Origin of the sequence: Jatrophihabitans telluris (genome assembly GCF_023516435.1) — a bacterium.
GTDB classification, from domain to species: Bacteria; Actinomycetota; Actinomycetes; order Mycobacteriales; family Jatrophihabitantaceae; genus Jatrophihabitans_A; species Jatrophihabitans_A telluris.
The window spans coordinates 473,681-487,000 of the sequence record NZ_CP097332.1 but is presented as its reverse complement, the minus strand read 5'-3'; the positions used below and the strand labels follow the sequence as shown (position 1 = coordinate 487,000).

Sequence of the window (13,320 nt, the reverse complement as noted above, 5' to 3'; positions counted from 1 at the left end):
TCGGGAGGCGTTCCGGTCGACAAATACTTGCCCGTGCGGCATCGTTTACAAACCGGCAGAATATGTATGGGCCGGCGCCGACCCCGTCGTGACCTGACCTGACCTGAGCTTGATCGCCCATTGCCGTGAGGAGTTAGCCCGTGACCCGTCCGGCCAACAGCCACGACTACGACGTGGTCGTGATCGGCTCCGGATTCGGCGGCAGCGTCTCGGCTCTGCGGCTGACCGAAAAGGGCTACTCGGTCGGCGTGGTCGAGGCCGGCCAACGCTTCGACGAGCACAACACCCCGAAGAATTCCTGGGACATCCGCAACTTTGTCTGGGCGCCGGCGCTGGGGTGCACGGGAATGCAGCGCATCCACCTGCTCAAGAACGTCGTGATCCTGGCCGGCGCCGGCGTCGGAGGTGGTTCGCTCAACTACGCCAACACGCTCTACGAGCCGCCGGCCGCCTTCTACGCCGACCCCCAGTGGGCCCACATCACCGACTGGGCCGATGAACTCGCCCCGTACTACCGGCAGGCGAAGAAGATGCTCGGTGTAACGGTCAATCCGACGATGACGCAGTCGGATCGCGAGATGCTCCGGCTGGCCGAACAGTTCGATCGGGCCGACACGTTCCGGATGACGCCGGTCGGGGTGTTCTTCGGGCGGGAGGGCCGCAAGGAGCCCGGGCAGCGGGTCGCGGACCCGTTCTTCGGAGGCGCCGGACCGGAGCGAACCGGCTGCATCGAGTGCGGCGAGTGCATGACCGGCTGCCGGCACGGCGCCAAGAACACCCTCACCACCAACTACCTCGGCCTGGCCGAACGGGCCGGAGCCGTCGTGCACCCGCTGACCACCGTCACCGGGGTTCGCCCGCTGCGAGCGGGCGGCTACGCCGTGGACACGGTCCGTACCGGGGGCCCCCTGGCGCGCCGGCATCGTCGGACGTTCACCGCCGAGCAGGTCGTCTTCTCGGCCGGGACGTACAACACCCAGAAGCTGCTGCACACCCTGCGCGAGACCAGCCTGCCGGACATCTCGCCGCGCCTGGGGCATCTGACCCGGACGAACTCCGAGGCCCTGCTCGGGGCACTGACCAAGAACCGGCGCGCCGACTACACCCACGGAGTGGCCATCACCTCATCCTGGCACCCGGACCCGGACACCCACATCGAACCGGTGCGCTACGGCAAGGGCAGTAACGCGATGGGCCTTCTCACCACCGCACTGACCGAGGGAGGCACTCCCGCGCGGCGCTGGCGGGAATGGCTGTCGGTGGCGCGTTCGAACCCGTCGCTTATCTTCACGACGGCTATCCCGCGGCACTGGTCGGAGCGGATCATCATCTTGCTGGTGATGCAGTCCTTGAACAACTCGATCACGGTGCGATTGAGAAAGTCCAGGCGCGGCAAGGCCAAACTGACCTCCACCCAGGGCGCGGGCGAACCGAACCCGACCTGGATCCCGGTCGCCAACCAGGCCGCCCGCCAACTGGCCGACAACATCGGCGGAGTGCCGGGCGGCACCTACGGAGACCTCTTCAACATCCCGATGACCGCCCACTTCATCGGTGGCTGCGCGATCGGTGACTCGGCCGAGACCGGGGTCATCGACCCGTACCACCGGCTGTACGGCTACGCCGGACTGCACGTGGTCGACGGCTCGACGCTGTCGGCCAATCTGGGCGTCAACCCGTCCCTGTCGATCACCGCACAGGCCGAGCGGGCGATGGCCCTGTGGCCCAACGCCGGTGAGCAGGACACGCGTCCGGCGCTCGGACAGCCCTACCGCCGGCTGGACCCGGTCGCGCCGAAGAACCCGGCCGTACCCGCACACGCGCCGGCGGCCTTGCAGTTCGCGCCCCTGCAACTGGGACCCACCCGCCTCGCGTAGGTTTCCGCCGGCGGCCCTTGCACTCCACAGGCTGCGGGGTGGCGGCGGTACCGTGTGCGCATGAGCGCGATGAACCCGCCGGCGGCGGAGGTTCTGCACGTCTACGGCAGTCCCGACGCGCCCCTGTGCATCGTCGAGTTCGGCGACTACGAATGCCCCTACTGCGCCGGCGTCGCGCCCGTCCTGCAGGAGCTCGTGGACTCCTCTGACGGCCGGATCCGGCTGATCTTCCGCAACTTCCCGCTGTTCGAGGTGCACCCGCACGCGTTGACCGCCGCCCTGGCCGCTGAGTCGGTCAACGCTTCTGCCGGGGCCGAGGCGTTCTGGCGTATGCATCACAAGCTCTTTCAGCACCAGGCTCGGCTGACCGACGCCGACCTGCGCCTGTACGCCTCTTCCGTCGGCGGTGATCCGGACCAGGCTGTCGGTGACACCGCTCAGCAGTTCGCCCCGATCGTCCAAGCTGATTACGCTGCCGGCCTGCAGGCCGGAGTCTCGGCGACGCCGACGCTGTTCATCGACGGCACCGCCTACGAAGGACGACTCGACCTGAACTCGTTGCGCCGGGCGTCCGGGCTACTGGCGGGTGCCGACAGCGGGACCGGCCGGGCCGAATCCGGGCGCCGACCATGGCAGCGGCGGTAGCGCGGCCGGGGCGTCGTCACCGGCCGGCGTGCACAGTGGCGTGCGTTCGCCCATGATGCGCAGGATCCACGCACCGAGCAGGGCCGCGAGCAGGGAGCCGGCCAGAATCCCGATCTTCGCCTCGTCCCGCAGCGTCGCGCTGTCGAAGGCCAGATCGGTGATGAACAGCGAGATCGTGAAGCCCATTCCGGCCAGCACGGCGCCACCGAACAGGTGGCTGTAGCGAACCCGTCCGGGCAGCGTCCCGATGTGTGTCCGCAGGGCGATCGTGGAGAACAGCGTGATACCGACAGCGTTTCCGACGACCAGCGCGACGGCGATGCCCACCGCGACCTCGGAGTGCACCGCGTCGGCGAGGGTGCGCGGGCTGAGCGAGACGCCCGCGTTGGCCAGCCCGAACGCCGGTATGACGAAGTACGCCGACCAAGGGTGCAGCCAGTTCTGCAGCCGCTCGCTGGCCGAAACCGTGGCGGAGGCGGCCAGCGAGGCCAGCCGCGCGCCGGCCGCCGACGGGTTTTCGATGAGGGCTCGACCGAAGACCAGCAGTTCGCGCCGCCGGGATTCCTCGGCGGAATAGGCCGGAACCATCAGCCCGGTCAACACCCCCGCGAGCGTCGGATGGACGCCGGAGGCGTAGGTGGCCAGCCAGAATCCAAGGCCCAGCAGCACGAACGGAGTGAGCCGCCAGACCCCCAACCAGCGCAGCAGGACGAAGCAGCCGAACAGGGCCAGCGCGATGGCCAGAGCGACCGGGTGCACGTGGTCGGTGTAGAAGATGGCCATCACGGAGATGGCACCGATGTCGTCGACCACCGCCAGGGCGAGCAGGAACAACCGGAGCTGATCGGGACAGCGGGGTCCGAACAGCGCCAGCACCCCGAGCACGAAGGCGGTGTCGCTGGACATCACGATGCCCCACCCGTGGGCCGCCGGACCACTGTGGTTGATGGCCAGATAGATGGCGATCGGCACCACCATGCCGCCGATGGCGCCGCAGGCCGGTACGGCCAGCGTCCGGCGGTTTCGCAACTCCCCGGCAACGGTTTCGCGGCTGATCTCCAGGCCCAGCACGAGGAAGAACACCGCCATGGCCGCGTCGTTGACGACGTGCCGCAGGTCCAGGTCCAGTCCGAAACGACCGACGTCCAACCGGACCGGGGTGTTCCAGAAGTGGAAGTAACTGGTCGAGAACGGCGAGTTGGCCCACACCAACGCGATGACGGTGGCGCCGAGGAGCACGGCTGCGCTGCCAGCCTCGTTGGCGATGAAGCGCCGGGCTGAGGGCGTCATCTGGGGTGTGGTGAACCGCAGTGGTGGCCCGGGCCGCAGGCTTGTCGTCATCGATCCCCCTGCATATCGCCCCCGACCACCGTGACCCTGAGCATAACCAGCACCCCCATAGACATTGTGCGGCCCGAACTTTGGTTCGTCCCCGGCGTGTCGCCACAGTTCGGGCCGCACAATGGACGCTATGACGCTGCACCTGGCAACCACCGACGACGCCAACGCACTGCTCGCCGAGGACCCGCTGGCGCTTTTGGTGGGCATGTTGCTCGACCAGCAGATCCCCATGGAGAAGGCCTTCACCTCGCCCGCCGTACTGGCCGAGCGCATGGGCACCCCGCGCCTGGACGCCCGCTCGATCGCCGATTTCGACCCGGACCAGTTCGAGGCACTCTTTCGGGAAGTGCCCGCGCTGCACCGGTTCCCGGCGGCAATGGCCAAGCGTGTACAGGAGCTGGGACGAGCCCTCGTCGAGCAGTACGACGGCGATACCGCGACCATCTGGACGACGGCCACCAGCGGCGACGAACTGGTCAGCCGCATCGCCGGACTGCCCGGCTTCGGTCAGCAGAAGGCCCGCATCTTCACCGCGCTGCTCGGCAAACAGTTCGACGTACAGCCGGCAGGATGGCGCGAGGCCGCCGGCCCCTACGGCGAGGCCGGCTCACATCGTTCGGTGGCCGACGTGGTCGATGCCGGATCGTTGATGAAGGTCCGCACGTTCAAGAAGGAGCAGAAAGCGGCCAAGTCGAAGTCACCGAGCTGACCGCAGGCCCGGTGGGTGATGATGGACCCATGAGTGACGTGACGATTCGGGACGCCGACATCCGGCTGGGACAGTTCCTCAAGCTGGCCGACGCGGTCGAGCAGGGCTCGGACGTCAAAGCACTGCTCGCCGATGGGCTGGTGCTGGTCAACGGCGAGATCGAGACCCGCCGGGGGCGGCAACTGCACGCTGGAGATGTCGTAGCGCTCGGCGGACAGAAGTTCACGGTGGCCACCCGCGCGAAGTAACCGCTCGGGCCCCGCTCTGGACCGCTGCCCCGCGCAACGGCCGCTGGGCGACAACGAGGGCAACCTCAACAGCGGCCAGGCGACAACAACGGCAACCTCAACGGCCGCTGGGCCACAACGAGGGCAACCTCAACAGCGGCTGGGCGACAACGAGGGCAACCTCAACGGGCATCCGCTGGGGGTGCCGGTTCCGAACCATCACCATGTCTTCTGGCCCGCCGATCCCGCGCCGCAGCCTGCTCGGCCTGCTGGGCCTGGCCGCTACGACCGCAACCCTGAGCGCCTGCTCGGCCTCCTTGGGCAGGCGATCGTCAGCGGCCTCCGGCGTCACGATGACAGCCGCCCGGCCGGCTACCGCGTCGACCGCAGGGGGCGTGCGCAGCCCCGAACGACACCGCTACGGCTCGGACGAGTCCCAGTGGGCTGACCTGTATCGGCCCCGGACCGCCGACCGTGACGCCACGATCGTGGTCATCCACGGCGGATTCTGGCGCTCGGAGTACGGAGCGGACCTCGGGGCCCCGCTGGCCGCCGATCTCGCCCGCCGGGGCTGGACGGCCTGGAACATCGAATACCGCCGGGTCGGTTCGGGTGGTGGCTGGCCGGGCACTCTCACCGACGTCGCGGCCGCCTTCGACGCCCTCGGCGCAATCGACTCGGTGCCGAGCCGGGTCCTGGCGCTCGGCCACTCAGCGGGCGGCCAGCTTGCGGCGTGGGCGGCGGCCCGATCGACACTGCCGAGCGCCGCGCCTGGTTCGCGGCCGGCTGTCGCGATCGCCGGTGTGGTCGCCCAAGCCGGTGTGCTCGACCTGACCAGCGCTGCGGTGCACGGTGTCGGCGGCTCCGCGGTCCCGGATCTGATCGGTGGCAGCCCGGCGCAGCACCCCGAACGGTATCGCTGGGCCGACCCGACGCTGCAGCTGCCCTTGAGCGTTCCACTTCACTGCATTCACGCCCATGCCGACGTCAATGTTCCTTATTCGCAAAGCCAGAACTATGTCGACGCCGCACGAGGCGCGGGCGCCGTGGCGCAGTTGCACACCGTCCCCGGCGATCACTTCAGCTTGATCGACATCACGACGCCGGCGTGGTCGGCCGCGCTGTCCGCACTGGAGTCCCTCACGAGCTGAGGGAACTTCTCACTGTCGGCCGGTATCGCGGCCGACCGATCTTGCTCCTTGATTCCCGATGGCCGAATCCGGCCATCGACACAATCGATGAGGAGCCAGTCATGAGCTACACCCAGGGTTCGCCGAACGCGACGATCCCCGGCGCCCACCGCGAGCAGACCCTCGCCCGGGCCGACGCCCCGTTCCCGTTCAGCCACAGCGAGAACCTTCCCGCCGCCGCTGCCGCTGCCGCTGCCGCTGCCGCTGCCGACTATGACGTCTCCGCGGTGCATCCGTACTTCGCCGCGCTGGGCGACGTCCTCAGCGGCGAACTCGTCGCCGCCGGCGACGCGGACTACGACCGGTCGCGGCTGGCCTGGAACCTGTCCATCGACCAGCGGCCGGCAGCCGTCGTGTTCGCCGCCGGCGCCGCGGACGTCGTCGCCGTGCTCCGGTTCGCGGCGGCGAACGGCTTGCGGGTCGCACCCCAGGGCGGCGGCCACAACGCCGGGCCGCTCGGCGATCTCGAACGCACCATCCTGCTGCGAACCATCCGCATGAACCAGGTGAGCTTCGACCGGTCCACAGCGACCGTGCGGGCCGAGGCCGGTGCGCTCTGGGGCGATGTCAATGCCGTATTGGCCGGGACCGGATACGCCGCGCTGGCCGGATCCTCCCCGGACGTCGGCGTGGTCGGCTACACCCTGTCCGGCGGTTACAGCTGGTTGTCACGCAGCCTCGGCCTGGCCGTGTCGAGCGTGACGGCGATCGAGGTCGTCACCGGCGACGGGGTGCTACGCCGTGCCGATGCCACCGAGAACGCCGAGCTGTTCTGGGCCCTGCGCGGCGGTGGTGGTAATCACGGGATCGTCATTGCCCTGGAATTCAAGGCGTATCCGATGCCGGACGTGTACGCCGGCGCGATGCTTTTTCCCCTCGCCCGAGCGGCGGAGGTCCTGGCCGGCTACGAGCGCTGGACCCGTGACCTCGACGAACGGGTGACCTCGTGCGTCCGGTTGCTCCGACTTCCCCCGCTGCCCGAACTCCCCGACTTCCTGCGCGGTCAGTCGTTCGTCGCCGTGGACGGAGCGGTCGCGGCCGACTCCGAGACGGCGCAGAAACTGCTGTCTCCATTGGAGATTCTCGATCCGGTCGTGAACCTGTTCGCTCCGATGGCACCCACCGAGCTCGGCACGATCCACATGGACCCGCCCACCCCGACACCGGCCGCGGGCGGCGGTGTGATGATCGACGACCTGCCGGTGGAGGCACTGGAACGGATCCTGGAGCTCGCCGGGCCCGAGGCGCAGACCTCCCTGCTGGCGGTCGACATCCGGCACCTGGGGGGAGCGATCGGCCGTCCCGCCGTCGGCGGAGGGGCCGTGGACCGGTTCACCGGGCGCTTCCTGGCCTTCGGAGTCGGGATCGCGCCCACGCCCGAGGCTCACGCACAGGTCAGCGCCGACGTCCAGCGGCTGGTGGCGGCGTTACGCCCGTGGGCCAGCGCGCGTCAGTACGCGAACTTCGTCGAGGACAGCGCGCCGGCCTCGACGTTTCACACTCCGGACGTCCTGCCGCGGCTGCTTGCCGTTCAGGAACAATTCGACCCGGCGGGCTTGATCAAGGCCAACCATCCGCTGAGCTGACCCAGCCGGCAGCGCCACGTGAGGCAGGTCTCGCGTGGCGCTGCCGTGCCGTTCACGCTCGGGGAACGCCGCGCACGGCGCGGTCGGCGGCCTTCTCGAAGGCGGCCACCAAGCCCTGCACCGCGATCGGCCGAAGGCGGGCCACGACCGTGGCGAGCTGATCGGCGTCGGCACCGCTGACCTCGCCGCGATGGAACGGCTCCCAGATCCCGGCACGGAAGACTTCGGTCAGCCCCTCGGCCGCCGCCGTGGCGTGGCTCTGGATGACTACGGCGGCCTCGCGCAGCACCTCCAGCGGGACCGGCATCCCCAGCAGTTCGACGCCCACCGCGAGCATCGACGGGGTGACCCGGAAGTGATCACCGTGGCGGGCGATGATGCCGATGGCAGCGAGGAATTCCAGGTCCATGTCGTCCAGCGTCCGCCCGGCGCGTTGTTGCAGGCCGTCGAGGTCGAGCTCGCAGGCACGCTGTGGTTCCCACGGCGCCAGCAACGCCCGATGGACCGCGAGCTCCCCCGCGGTGGCCTCCGGTGGGATCCGGGCCAGGTAGCGCTCGATTCCCGCGAGCGTGTAGCCGAACTCCTGCAGTTCGCGGATGAAGTCCAGCCGCATTCGGTGCGCCGGCCCGTAGTAGGCGATGCGGCCCTGACGCAACGGGGGCGGCAGGAGCCCCTCCGCGGCGTAGAAACGTACCGTTCGGACGGTCATTCCGGTGCGGGCCGCCAGTTCGTCGACGGTCAGCATCCGCTCCGGACCGGGGCGGCCGCCCTCGGACTCCGGACGCGGGACCTCCGAGTCCGCAGGCGCGACCTCGGCGGCGGGTCTGGCGGCCCTGGGCTCGGACACGGCGGCTCCACTTGACGGATGTGACAGCACCAACACTGTTACGCCACGACTGTGACAGTTACGGTGTCAGCATAGTGTCGGGTCGACCGCCCGACCCGACAGAGGAGATGTCAGCCATGACGACCGAGGCCTACATCTACGACGCGATCAGGACACCACGCGGGCGCGGGAAGAAGACCGGCTCGCTGCATGCGACCAAGCCGGTGTCCTTGCTGGTCGGGCTGATCTCGGCGATCCAGCAGCGCAACCCCGATCTGGATCCGGCCGCGATCGAGGACGTCATTCTCGGCGTCGTGACCCCGATCGGCGATCAGGGTGCCGACATCGCGCGCACGGCAGCGCTCGCCGCGGGGCTGGTCAAGTCCGGGCCTGGTTTTCAGCTCAACCGTTTCTGCGCCTCCGGTCTGGAGGCCGTCAACACCGCCGCGCAGAAGGTGCGCTCCGGGTGGGAGGACCTGTTGCTCGCCGGCGGAGTCGAGTCGATGTCGCGGGTCCCGATGGCCTCCGACGGCGGCGCGTGGGCGATGGACCCGGAGACGGCCTACAGCACCAGCTTCGTCCCGCAGGGCATCTCGGCCGATTTGATCGCCACCATGGAGGGCTTCTCCCGCGAGGATGTCGACCTGTTCGCCGTCCAGTCCCAGGACCGGGCGGCAAAGGCTTTGGCCGACGGGGCATTCGCCCGCTCGGTCGTCCCGGTGCTCGATCTCAACGGCCGGACGGTGCTCGACGTCGACGAGTTTCCCCGGCCGGGAACGACCACCGAGACGCTGGCGGGGCTGCCGGCGTCCTTCGCCGGCATCGGCGCCCTCGGCGGTTTCGACGCCGTCGCCCTGCAGAAGTACCACTGGGTTCCCGAGATCCACCACGTGCACACCGCGGGTAACTCCTCCGGAATCGTCGACGGGGCGGCCCTGATGTTGATCGGCAGCGAACAGGCCGGCGCCACTCACGGATTGACTCCGCGCGCTCGAATCGTCGCCACCGGCGTGGTGGCCGAAGAGCCGACCATCATGCTCACCGGTCCGGCCCCGGCGGCGCGCAAAGCCTTGGCCAAGGCGGGTCTTGGCGTTGCCGACATCGACCTGTTCGAGGTGAACGAGGCCTTCGCCGCCGTCGTGATGAAGTTCCTCCGCGACCTGGACGTGCCGCACGAGCGGGTCAATGTCAACGGTGGTGCGATCGCCCTCGGCCACCCGCTGGGCGCGACCGGCGCGATGATCCTGGGCACCCTCATCGACGAACTGGAGCGGCGCGACCAGCGCTATGGACTGGCCACCCTCTGCGTCGGCGGCGGTATGGGCGTGGCCACGATCGTCGAGCGGGTCAGCTGAATGCCCACACCGACAATCAGGAGCGCAGTGACCGAACGGACGGACGAGTCGAACATGATCTCCTGGGACCAGGACGCGGACGGCATCGTCACCCTGACGATGGACGACCCGACCCAACGAGCGAACACGATGAACGAGCTGTTCCGAGACTCGTTGGCTGTCACTGTGACGCGGTTGCGGGCGGCCCGGGACGAGATCACCGGCGTCGTGGTCACCTCGGCCAAGTCGACGTTCTTCGCCGGGGGCGACCTTCGCCTGCTGTCGCAGGTGACCGAGGACAACGCCTCGGAGTTCAGCGCCGCGGTCGAGGGCATGAAGGCCCAGCTCCGGTCGCTGGAAACGCTCGGCCGTCCGGTCGTGGCCGCGCTGAACGGAACCGCCCTCGGCGGTGGCCTGGAGATCGCCCTGGCCTGCCACCACCGCATCGCCGTCAACGACGGCAACGCGCGCTTCGGACTCCCCGAGGTCACCCTGGGCTTGCTGCCCGGCGGCGGCGGAGTCACCCGGGTGACGCGTCTGCTCGGCCTCCAGGACGGCTTGATGAAAGTGTTGCTGCAGGGCCAGCGGCTCAGGCCGGCGCAAGCCAAGGAGATCGGCCTGATCGACGAGCTCGTCAACGACCTCGACGAGCTTCGGGCGGCCGCGCGGCGCTGGATCCTCGCCAATCCGGACGCGGCGCAGCCGTGGGATCGCAAGGGCTTCACAATCCCCGGCGGGACGCCCGCCGACGCGTCCCTGGCCGCGATGCTGCCCGTGTTTCCCGCCAGCCTGCGCAAGCAGCTCAAGGGCGCTCCGATGCCGGCCCCGCATCACATCATGTGCGCGGCCGTCGAGGGATCCCAGGTCGACATCGACAACGCTCTGAAGATCGAAGGCCGGTACTTCCTCGATCTCGCGCGCGGTCAGGTGGCGAAGAACATGATCCAGGCGTTCTGGTTCGACCTGAACTCGATCAACGCCGGCGGTTCGCGGCCGGCCGGCCACCAACCTCGACCCGCCACCCGGGTAGCCGTCGTCGGCGCCGGGATGATGGGAGCGGGAATCGCCTACGTCGCCGCCCGAAACGGCATCGACGTCGTGCTCAAGGACGTCGACGTCCAGGCTGCCGAGAAGGGCAAGGACTACTCGAGACGCCTGCTGGACAAGGCCTTCTCGCGAGGGACGATCACCGAGGCGGCCCGCGACGAGGTGCTGGCCAGGATCACCCCGACGGCCGACTATGCCGAGCTGCGAGGCTGCGACCTGGTGGTCGAGGCCGTGTTCGAGAAGGTCTCGCTCAAGCACGAGGTCTTCGGCGAGCTCGAGCCCGCGGTGGCGGCTGATGCGCTGCTCGGGTCGAACACCTCGACGTTACCGATCACCGCGCTGGCGTCGGGCGTGAAGCGGCAGCAGGACTTCATCGGCCTGCACTTCTTCTCTCCGGTGGACAGGATGCCGCTGCTGGAAATCATCCGCGGCGAACAGACCTCGGACGAGGCGCTGGCCCGCGCGCTCGACTTCGCCCAGCAGATCGGCAAGACCCCCATCGTGGTCAACGACAGCCGCGGCTTCTTCACCTCCCGGGTTATCGGAACCTTCGTCAACGAGGCGCTGGCCATGCTCGGCGAGGGGATCGCCCCGGCCACCATCGAGCAGGCCACAACCCAGGCCGGCTACCCGGTCGGTGCGCTGCAGCTCACCGACGAGCTGAACCTGGAGCTGCTGGTCAAGATCCGCAACGAGAGCCGGGCCGCGGTCGAGGACGCCGGCGGCCGGTACCCAGCGCATCCCGGCGAGGCGGTGATCGATCGTATGGTCGAGCTCGGGCGGCCAGGACGCCTGCGGGGCAAGGGATTCTTCGACTACGGCGAGGACGGCAAACGGAGCGGCCTGTGGCCAGGACTGGCGACGGAGTTCCCGGTGGCCGGTGATCCGTCCTTGGTGGACCTGACCGAGGTGCAGGAGCGCATGCTCTTCGCCGAGGCCGTGGAAACTGCCCGGTGCGTGGCCGAGGGTGTGCTCACCACGACCGCTGACGCGAATATCGGCTCGATCATGGGCATCGGCTTCCCCGCGTGGACGGGCGGCGTCCTGCAGTACATCAACAGCTACCACGGGTCCGAGGGACGAAGCGGCCTACCCGGCTTCGTCGCCCGTGCGGACGAGTTGGCCGCGAGTCACGGGGAGCGGTTCGCCCCCAACGCCCTGCTACGCGCGATGGCGGCCGACGGCGAACGCTTCTGAGCGGTCACAGCGGCTCGGTCAGAGCGGCTCGGTCAGAGCGGCTCGGTGACGTCCGCGACCTGAGCCGACAATGCCTGGGCCAGCGGCGAGCCGGCGACGGTGAAGGCGACGCCGTGCGCGCCGCCGCCGATCGAGACATCGCGCCCGAGCAGGCGCAGGTCAGCGATCACCGGCCACGGACGAAGCGCACCGAACGGCGTGATCGTTCCTCGCTCGTAGCCGGTCACCTGTCGCGCCACCTCCTTGTCCGGCATCGACAGCCGGTTGACGCCGAGCAGCTCACGCAGCTTGGGCCAGGAGATCTGACGATCGCCGGGCACGAGGACGAACACGAAATCGTCCTCCGACCTCCGCACCACCAAGGTCTTGAGAATGTCGGCCGGTTGGAGGCCTCGTGCCGTGGCGGCCTCGGCCAGGCTCGCGACCGGCCCGTGCTCGGTGACGGTGTACGCCAGGCCCGAGGCCTCGACGGCCGCCTCGGCGCGCTCCCTCGGGCCCTGCTCCTGCGGTATCACTGCTCGCTCGTCCCATCGTTACGCTGATTGAATCTAACCGTAGCGGCGAACGGAGTCCCGGTGACCATTCACCCGACCAGCTCGGATACGACCCCCGACACGGCCCCGGACACGACGCCGCCGCCGCGTGCGCTGCTGATCGTCGACGTGCAGCCGACCTTCTGCGAGGAAGGCGAACTGCCGGTGAGCGGCGGCAACGACACCGCCTTCAGGATCGCCGATCACCTCCGGGATCACCGCGAGGACTACGTCGCCATCATCACCAGCCAGGACTGGCACATCGACCCCGCCGAACACTTCTCGGACACCCCGGATTTCGTCGACACCTGGCCACCGCACGGGTTGGCCGGCTCGCCCAACGCGCAACTGCATCCCGCGGTGGCCGCCGCTCTCGGCGAGCACGGCGCGGACATTGCGGTGAAGAAAGGCCAGCACGCGGCGGCCTATTCGGCCTTCGACGGAACGGACGACGACGGCGTGGCGCTGACTTCGCTGCTGGCTCGCCTTGCGGTGACGGATCTGGACGTCTGCGGCATCGCTGAATCGCACTGCGTCCGGGCCAGCGCCGAGGATGCGCTGCGGCTCGGTCTCGGCGTCCGGCTCTTGACCGAACTCACCGTGCCGGTGACCCCGGAGTCGGGAGCGGCAGCTCGCGCCGCGATAGTCACCGCCGGCGGCGTTCTCCTCTGAGCTGCCCGGGTCGGCTGGGCATGACGTACGACAGGCAGGATAGGTGAGCCGGACCCGACCGGGGGAATCGAGCCGTGCCCCTACCCTGCCTGCCCTCTGTTGATCGCGCCCAGGGACGCTACCCGTGGGTACCTTT

The 13,320-nt window shown here is 69.1% G+C and carries 12 protein-coding genes; 9 read left to right on the top strand and 3 right to left on the bottom strand.

Annotated features, from left to right (window positions below; translation table 11 throughout):
* Nucleotides 1–140: 140 nt before the first annotated feature.
* Together M6D93_RS02330 and M6D93_RS02325 are read left to right on the top strand one after the other, a co-directional pair.
* The gene (locus M6D93_RS02330) at nt 141–1,877 is read left to right on the top strand and encodes an FAD-dependent oxidoreductase (RefSeq protein WP_249772648.1); all 1,737 of its coding nucleotides are present in this window, start codon (nt 141–143) and stop codon (nt 1,875–1,877) included.
* A gap of 60 nt (nt 1,878–1,937) precedes the next feature.
* Nucleotides 1,938–2,522 (top strand): DsbA family protein, encoded by a 585-nt coding sequence (locus M6D93_RS02325; protein ID WP_249772646.1) that lies wholly within the window; start codon nt 1,938–1,940, stop codon nt 2,520–2,522.
* Here the strand turns inward: M6D93_RS02325 and nhaA are convergent.
* Nucleotides 2,454–3,863 carry a Na+/H+ antiporter NhaA gene (nhaA, locus tag M6D93_RS02320; protein ID WP_249772644.1) on the bottom strand — a complete coding sequence of 470 codons (1,410 nt, stop codon included), beginning with the start codon at nt 3,861–3,863 and terminating at the stop codon, nt 2,454–2,456. The genes M6D93_RS02325 and nhaA overlap by 69 nt on opposite strands.
* A 130-nt stretch (nt 3,864–3,993) precedes the next feature.
* Here nhaA and M6D93_RS02315 point away from each other — a divergent pair, with 130 nt between their 5' ends.
* From M6D93_RS02315 to M6D93_RS02300, 4 genes are all read left to right on the top strand, one after another.
* Entirely contained in the window at nt 3,994–4,572 is a 579-nt protein-coding gene (locus M6D93_RS02315; protein ID WP_249772642.1) for an HhH-GPD-type base excision DNA repair protein, read from the top strand.
* A gap of 29 nt (nt 4,573–4,601) precedes the next feature.
* Nucleotides 4,602–4,820, top strand: coding sequence for an RNA-binding S4 domain-containing protein (locus tag M6D93_RS02310; RefSeq protein ID WP_249772640.1), 219 nt, complete (start codon nt 4,602–4,604; stop codon nt 4,818–4,820).
* Between the two features lie 203 nt (nt 4,821–5,023).
* A complete protein-coding gene (locus tag M6D93_RS02305) occupies nt 5,024–5,950 on the top strand; it encodes an alpha/beta hydrolase family protein (protein WP_249772638.1) in 927 nt (308 codons plus the stop codon).
* Between the two features lie 101 nt (nt 5,951–6,051).
* Entirely contained in the window at nt 6,052–7,575 is a 1,524-nt protein-coding gene (locus M6D93_RS02300) for an FAD-binding oxidoreductase (protein ID WP_249772636.1), read from the top strand.
* A 52-nt stretch (nt 7,576–7,627) separates the two neighbouring features.
* Here the strand turns inward: M6D93_RS02300 and M6D93_RS02295 are convergent, their stop codons facing one another.
* A complete protein-coding gene (locus tag M6D93_RS02295) occupies nt 7,628–8,422 on the bottom strand; it encodes a MerR family transcriptional regulator (protein WP_249772634.1) in 795 nt (264 codons plus the stop codon).
* A 116-nt stretch (nt 8,423–8,538) separates the two neighbouring features.
* On the opposite strand from M6D93_RS02295, the gene M6D93_RS02290 reads away from it, so the two are divergent.
* Nucleotides 8,539–9,756: an acetyl-CoA C-acetyltransferase gene (locus tag M6D93_RS02290; RefSeq protein ID WP_249772632.1), complete on the top strand. Its 1,218-nt coding sequence runs from the start codon at nt 8,539–8,541 to the stop codon at nt 9,754–9,756.
* A 54-nt stretch (nt 9,757–9,810) separates the two neighbouring features.
* Nucleotides 9,811–11,979, top strand: coding sequence for a 3-hydroxyacyl-CoA dehydrogenase NAD-binding domain-containing protein (locus tag M6D93_RS02285; RefSeq protein ID WP_249774248.1), 2,169 nt, complete (start codon nt 9,811–9,813; stop codon nt 11,977–11,979).
* A gap of 32 nt (nt 11,980–12,011) precedes the next feature.
* Here the strand turns inward: M6D93_RS02285 and M6D93_RS02280 are convergent, their stop codons facing one another.
* The gene (locus M6D93_RS02280; protein ID WP_249772630.1) at nt 12,012–12,494 is read right to left on the bottom strand and encodes an aminoacyl-tRNA deacylase; all 483 of its coding nucleotides are present in this window, start codon (nt 12,492–12,494) and stop codon (nt 12,012–12,014) included.
* A gap of 60 nt (nt 12,495–12,554) precedes the next feature.
* On the opposite strand from M6D93_RS02280, the gene M6D93_RS02275 reads away from it, so the two are divergent.
* Nucleotides 12,555–13,184 (top strand): isochorismatase family protein, encoded by a 630-nt coding sequence (locus tag M6D93_RS02275; RefSeq protein WP_249772628.1) that lies wholly within the window; start codon nt 12,555–12,557, stop codon nt 13,182–13,184.
* Nucleotides 13,185–13,320 lie beyond the last annotated feature (136 nt).

What these genes read in the sequence shown, in the direction of transcription:
- M6D93_RS02315 (WP_249772642.1), top strand. Translation starts at nt 3,994, where the DNA reads ATGACGCTGCACCTGGCAACCACCGACGACGCCAACGCACTGCTCGCC.
- M6D93_RS02285 (WP_249774248.1), top strand. Translation starts at nt 9,811, where the DNA reads ATGATCTCCTGGGACCAGGACGCGGACGGCATCGTCACCCTGACGATG.
- M6D93_RS02310 (WP_249772640.1), top strand. Translation starts at nt 4,602, where the DNA reads ATGAGTGACGTGACGATTCGGGACGCCGACATCCGGCTGGGACAGTTC.
- M6D93_RS02305 (WP_249772638.1), top strand. Translation starts at nt 5,024, where the DNA reads ATGTCTTCTGGCCCGCCGATCCCGCGCCGCAGCCTGCTCGGCCTGCTG.
- M6D93_RS02300 (WP_249772636.1), top strand. Translation starts at nt 6,052, where the DNA reads ATGAGCTACACCCAGGGTTCGCCGAACGCGACGATCCCCGGCGCCCAC.
- nhaA (WP_249772644.1), bottom strand. Translation starts at nt 3,863, where the DNA reads ATGACGACAAGCCTGCGGCCCGGGCCACCACTGCGGTTCACCACACCC.
- M6D93_RS02325 (WP_249772646.1), top strand. Translation starts at nt 1,938, where the DNA reads ATGAGCGCGATGAACCCGCCGGCGGCGGAGGTTCTGCACGTCTACGGC.
- M6D93_RS02290 (WP_249772632.1), top strand. Translation starts at nt 8,539, where the DNA reads ATGACGACCGAGGCCTACATCTACGACGCGATCAGGACACCACGCGGG.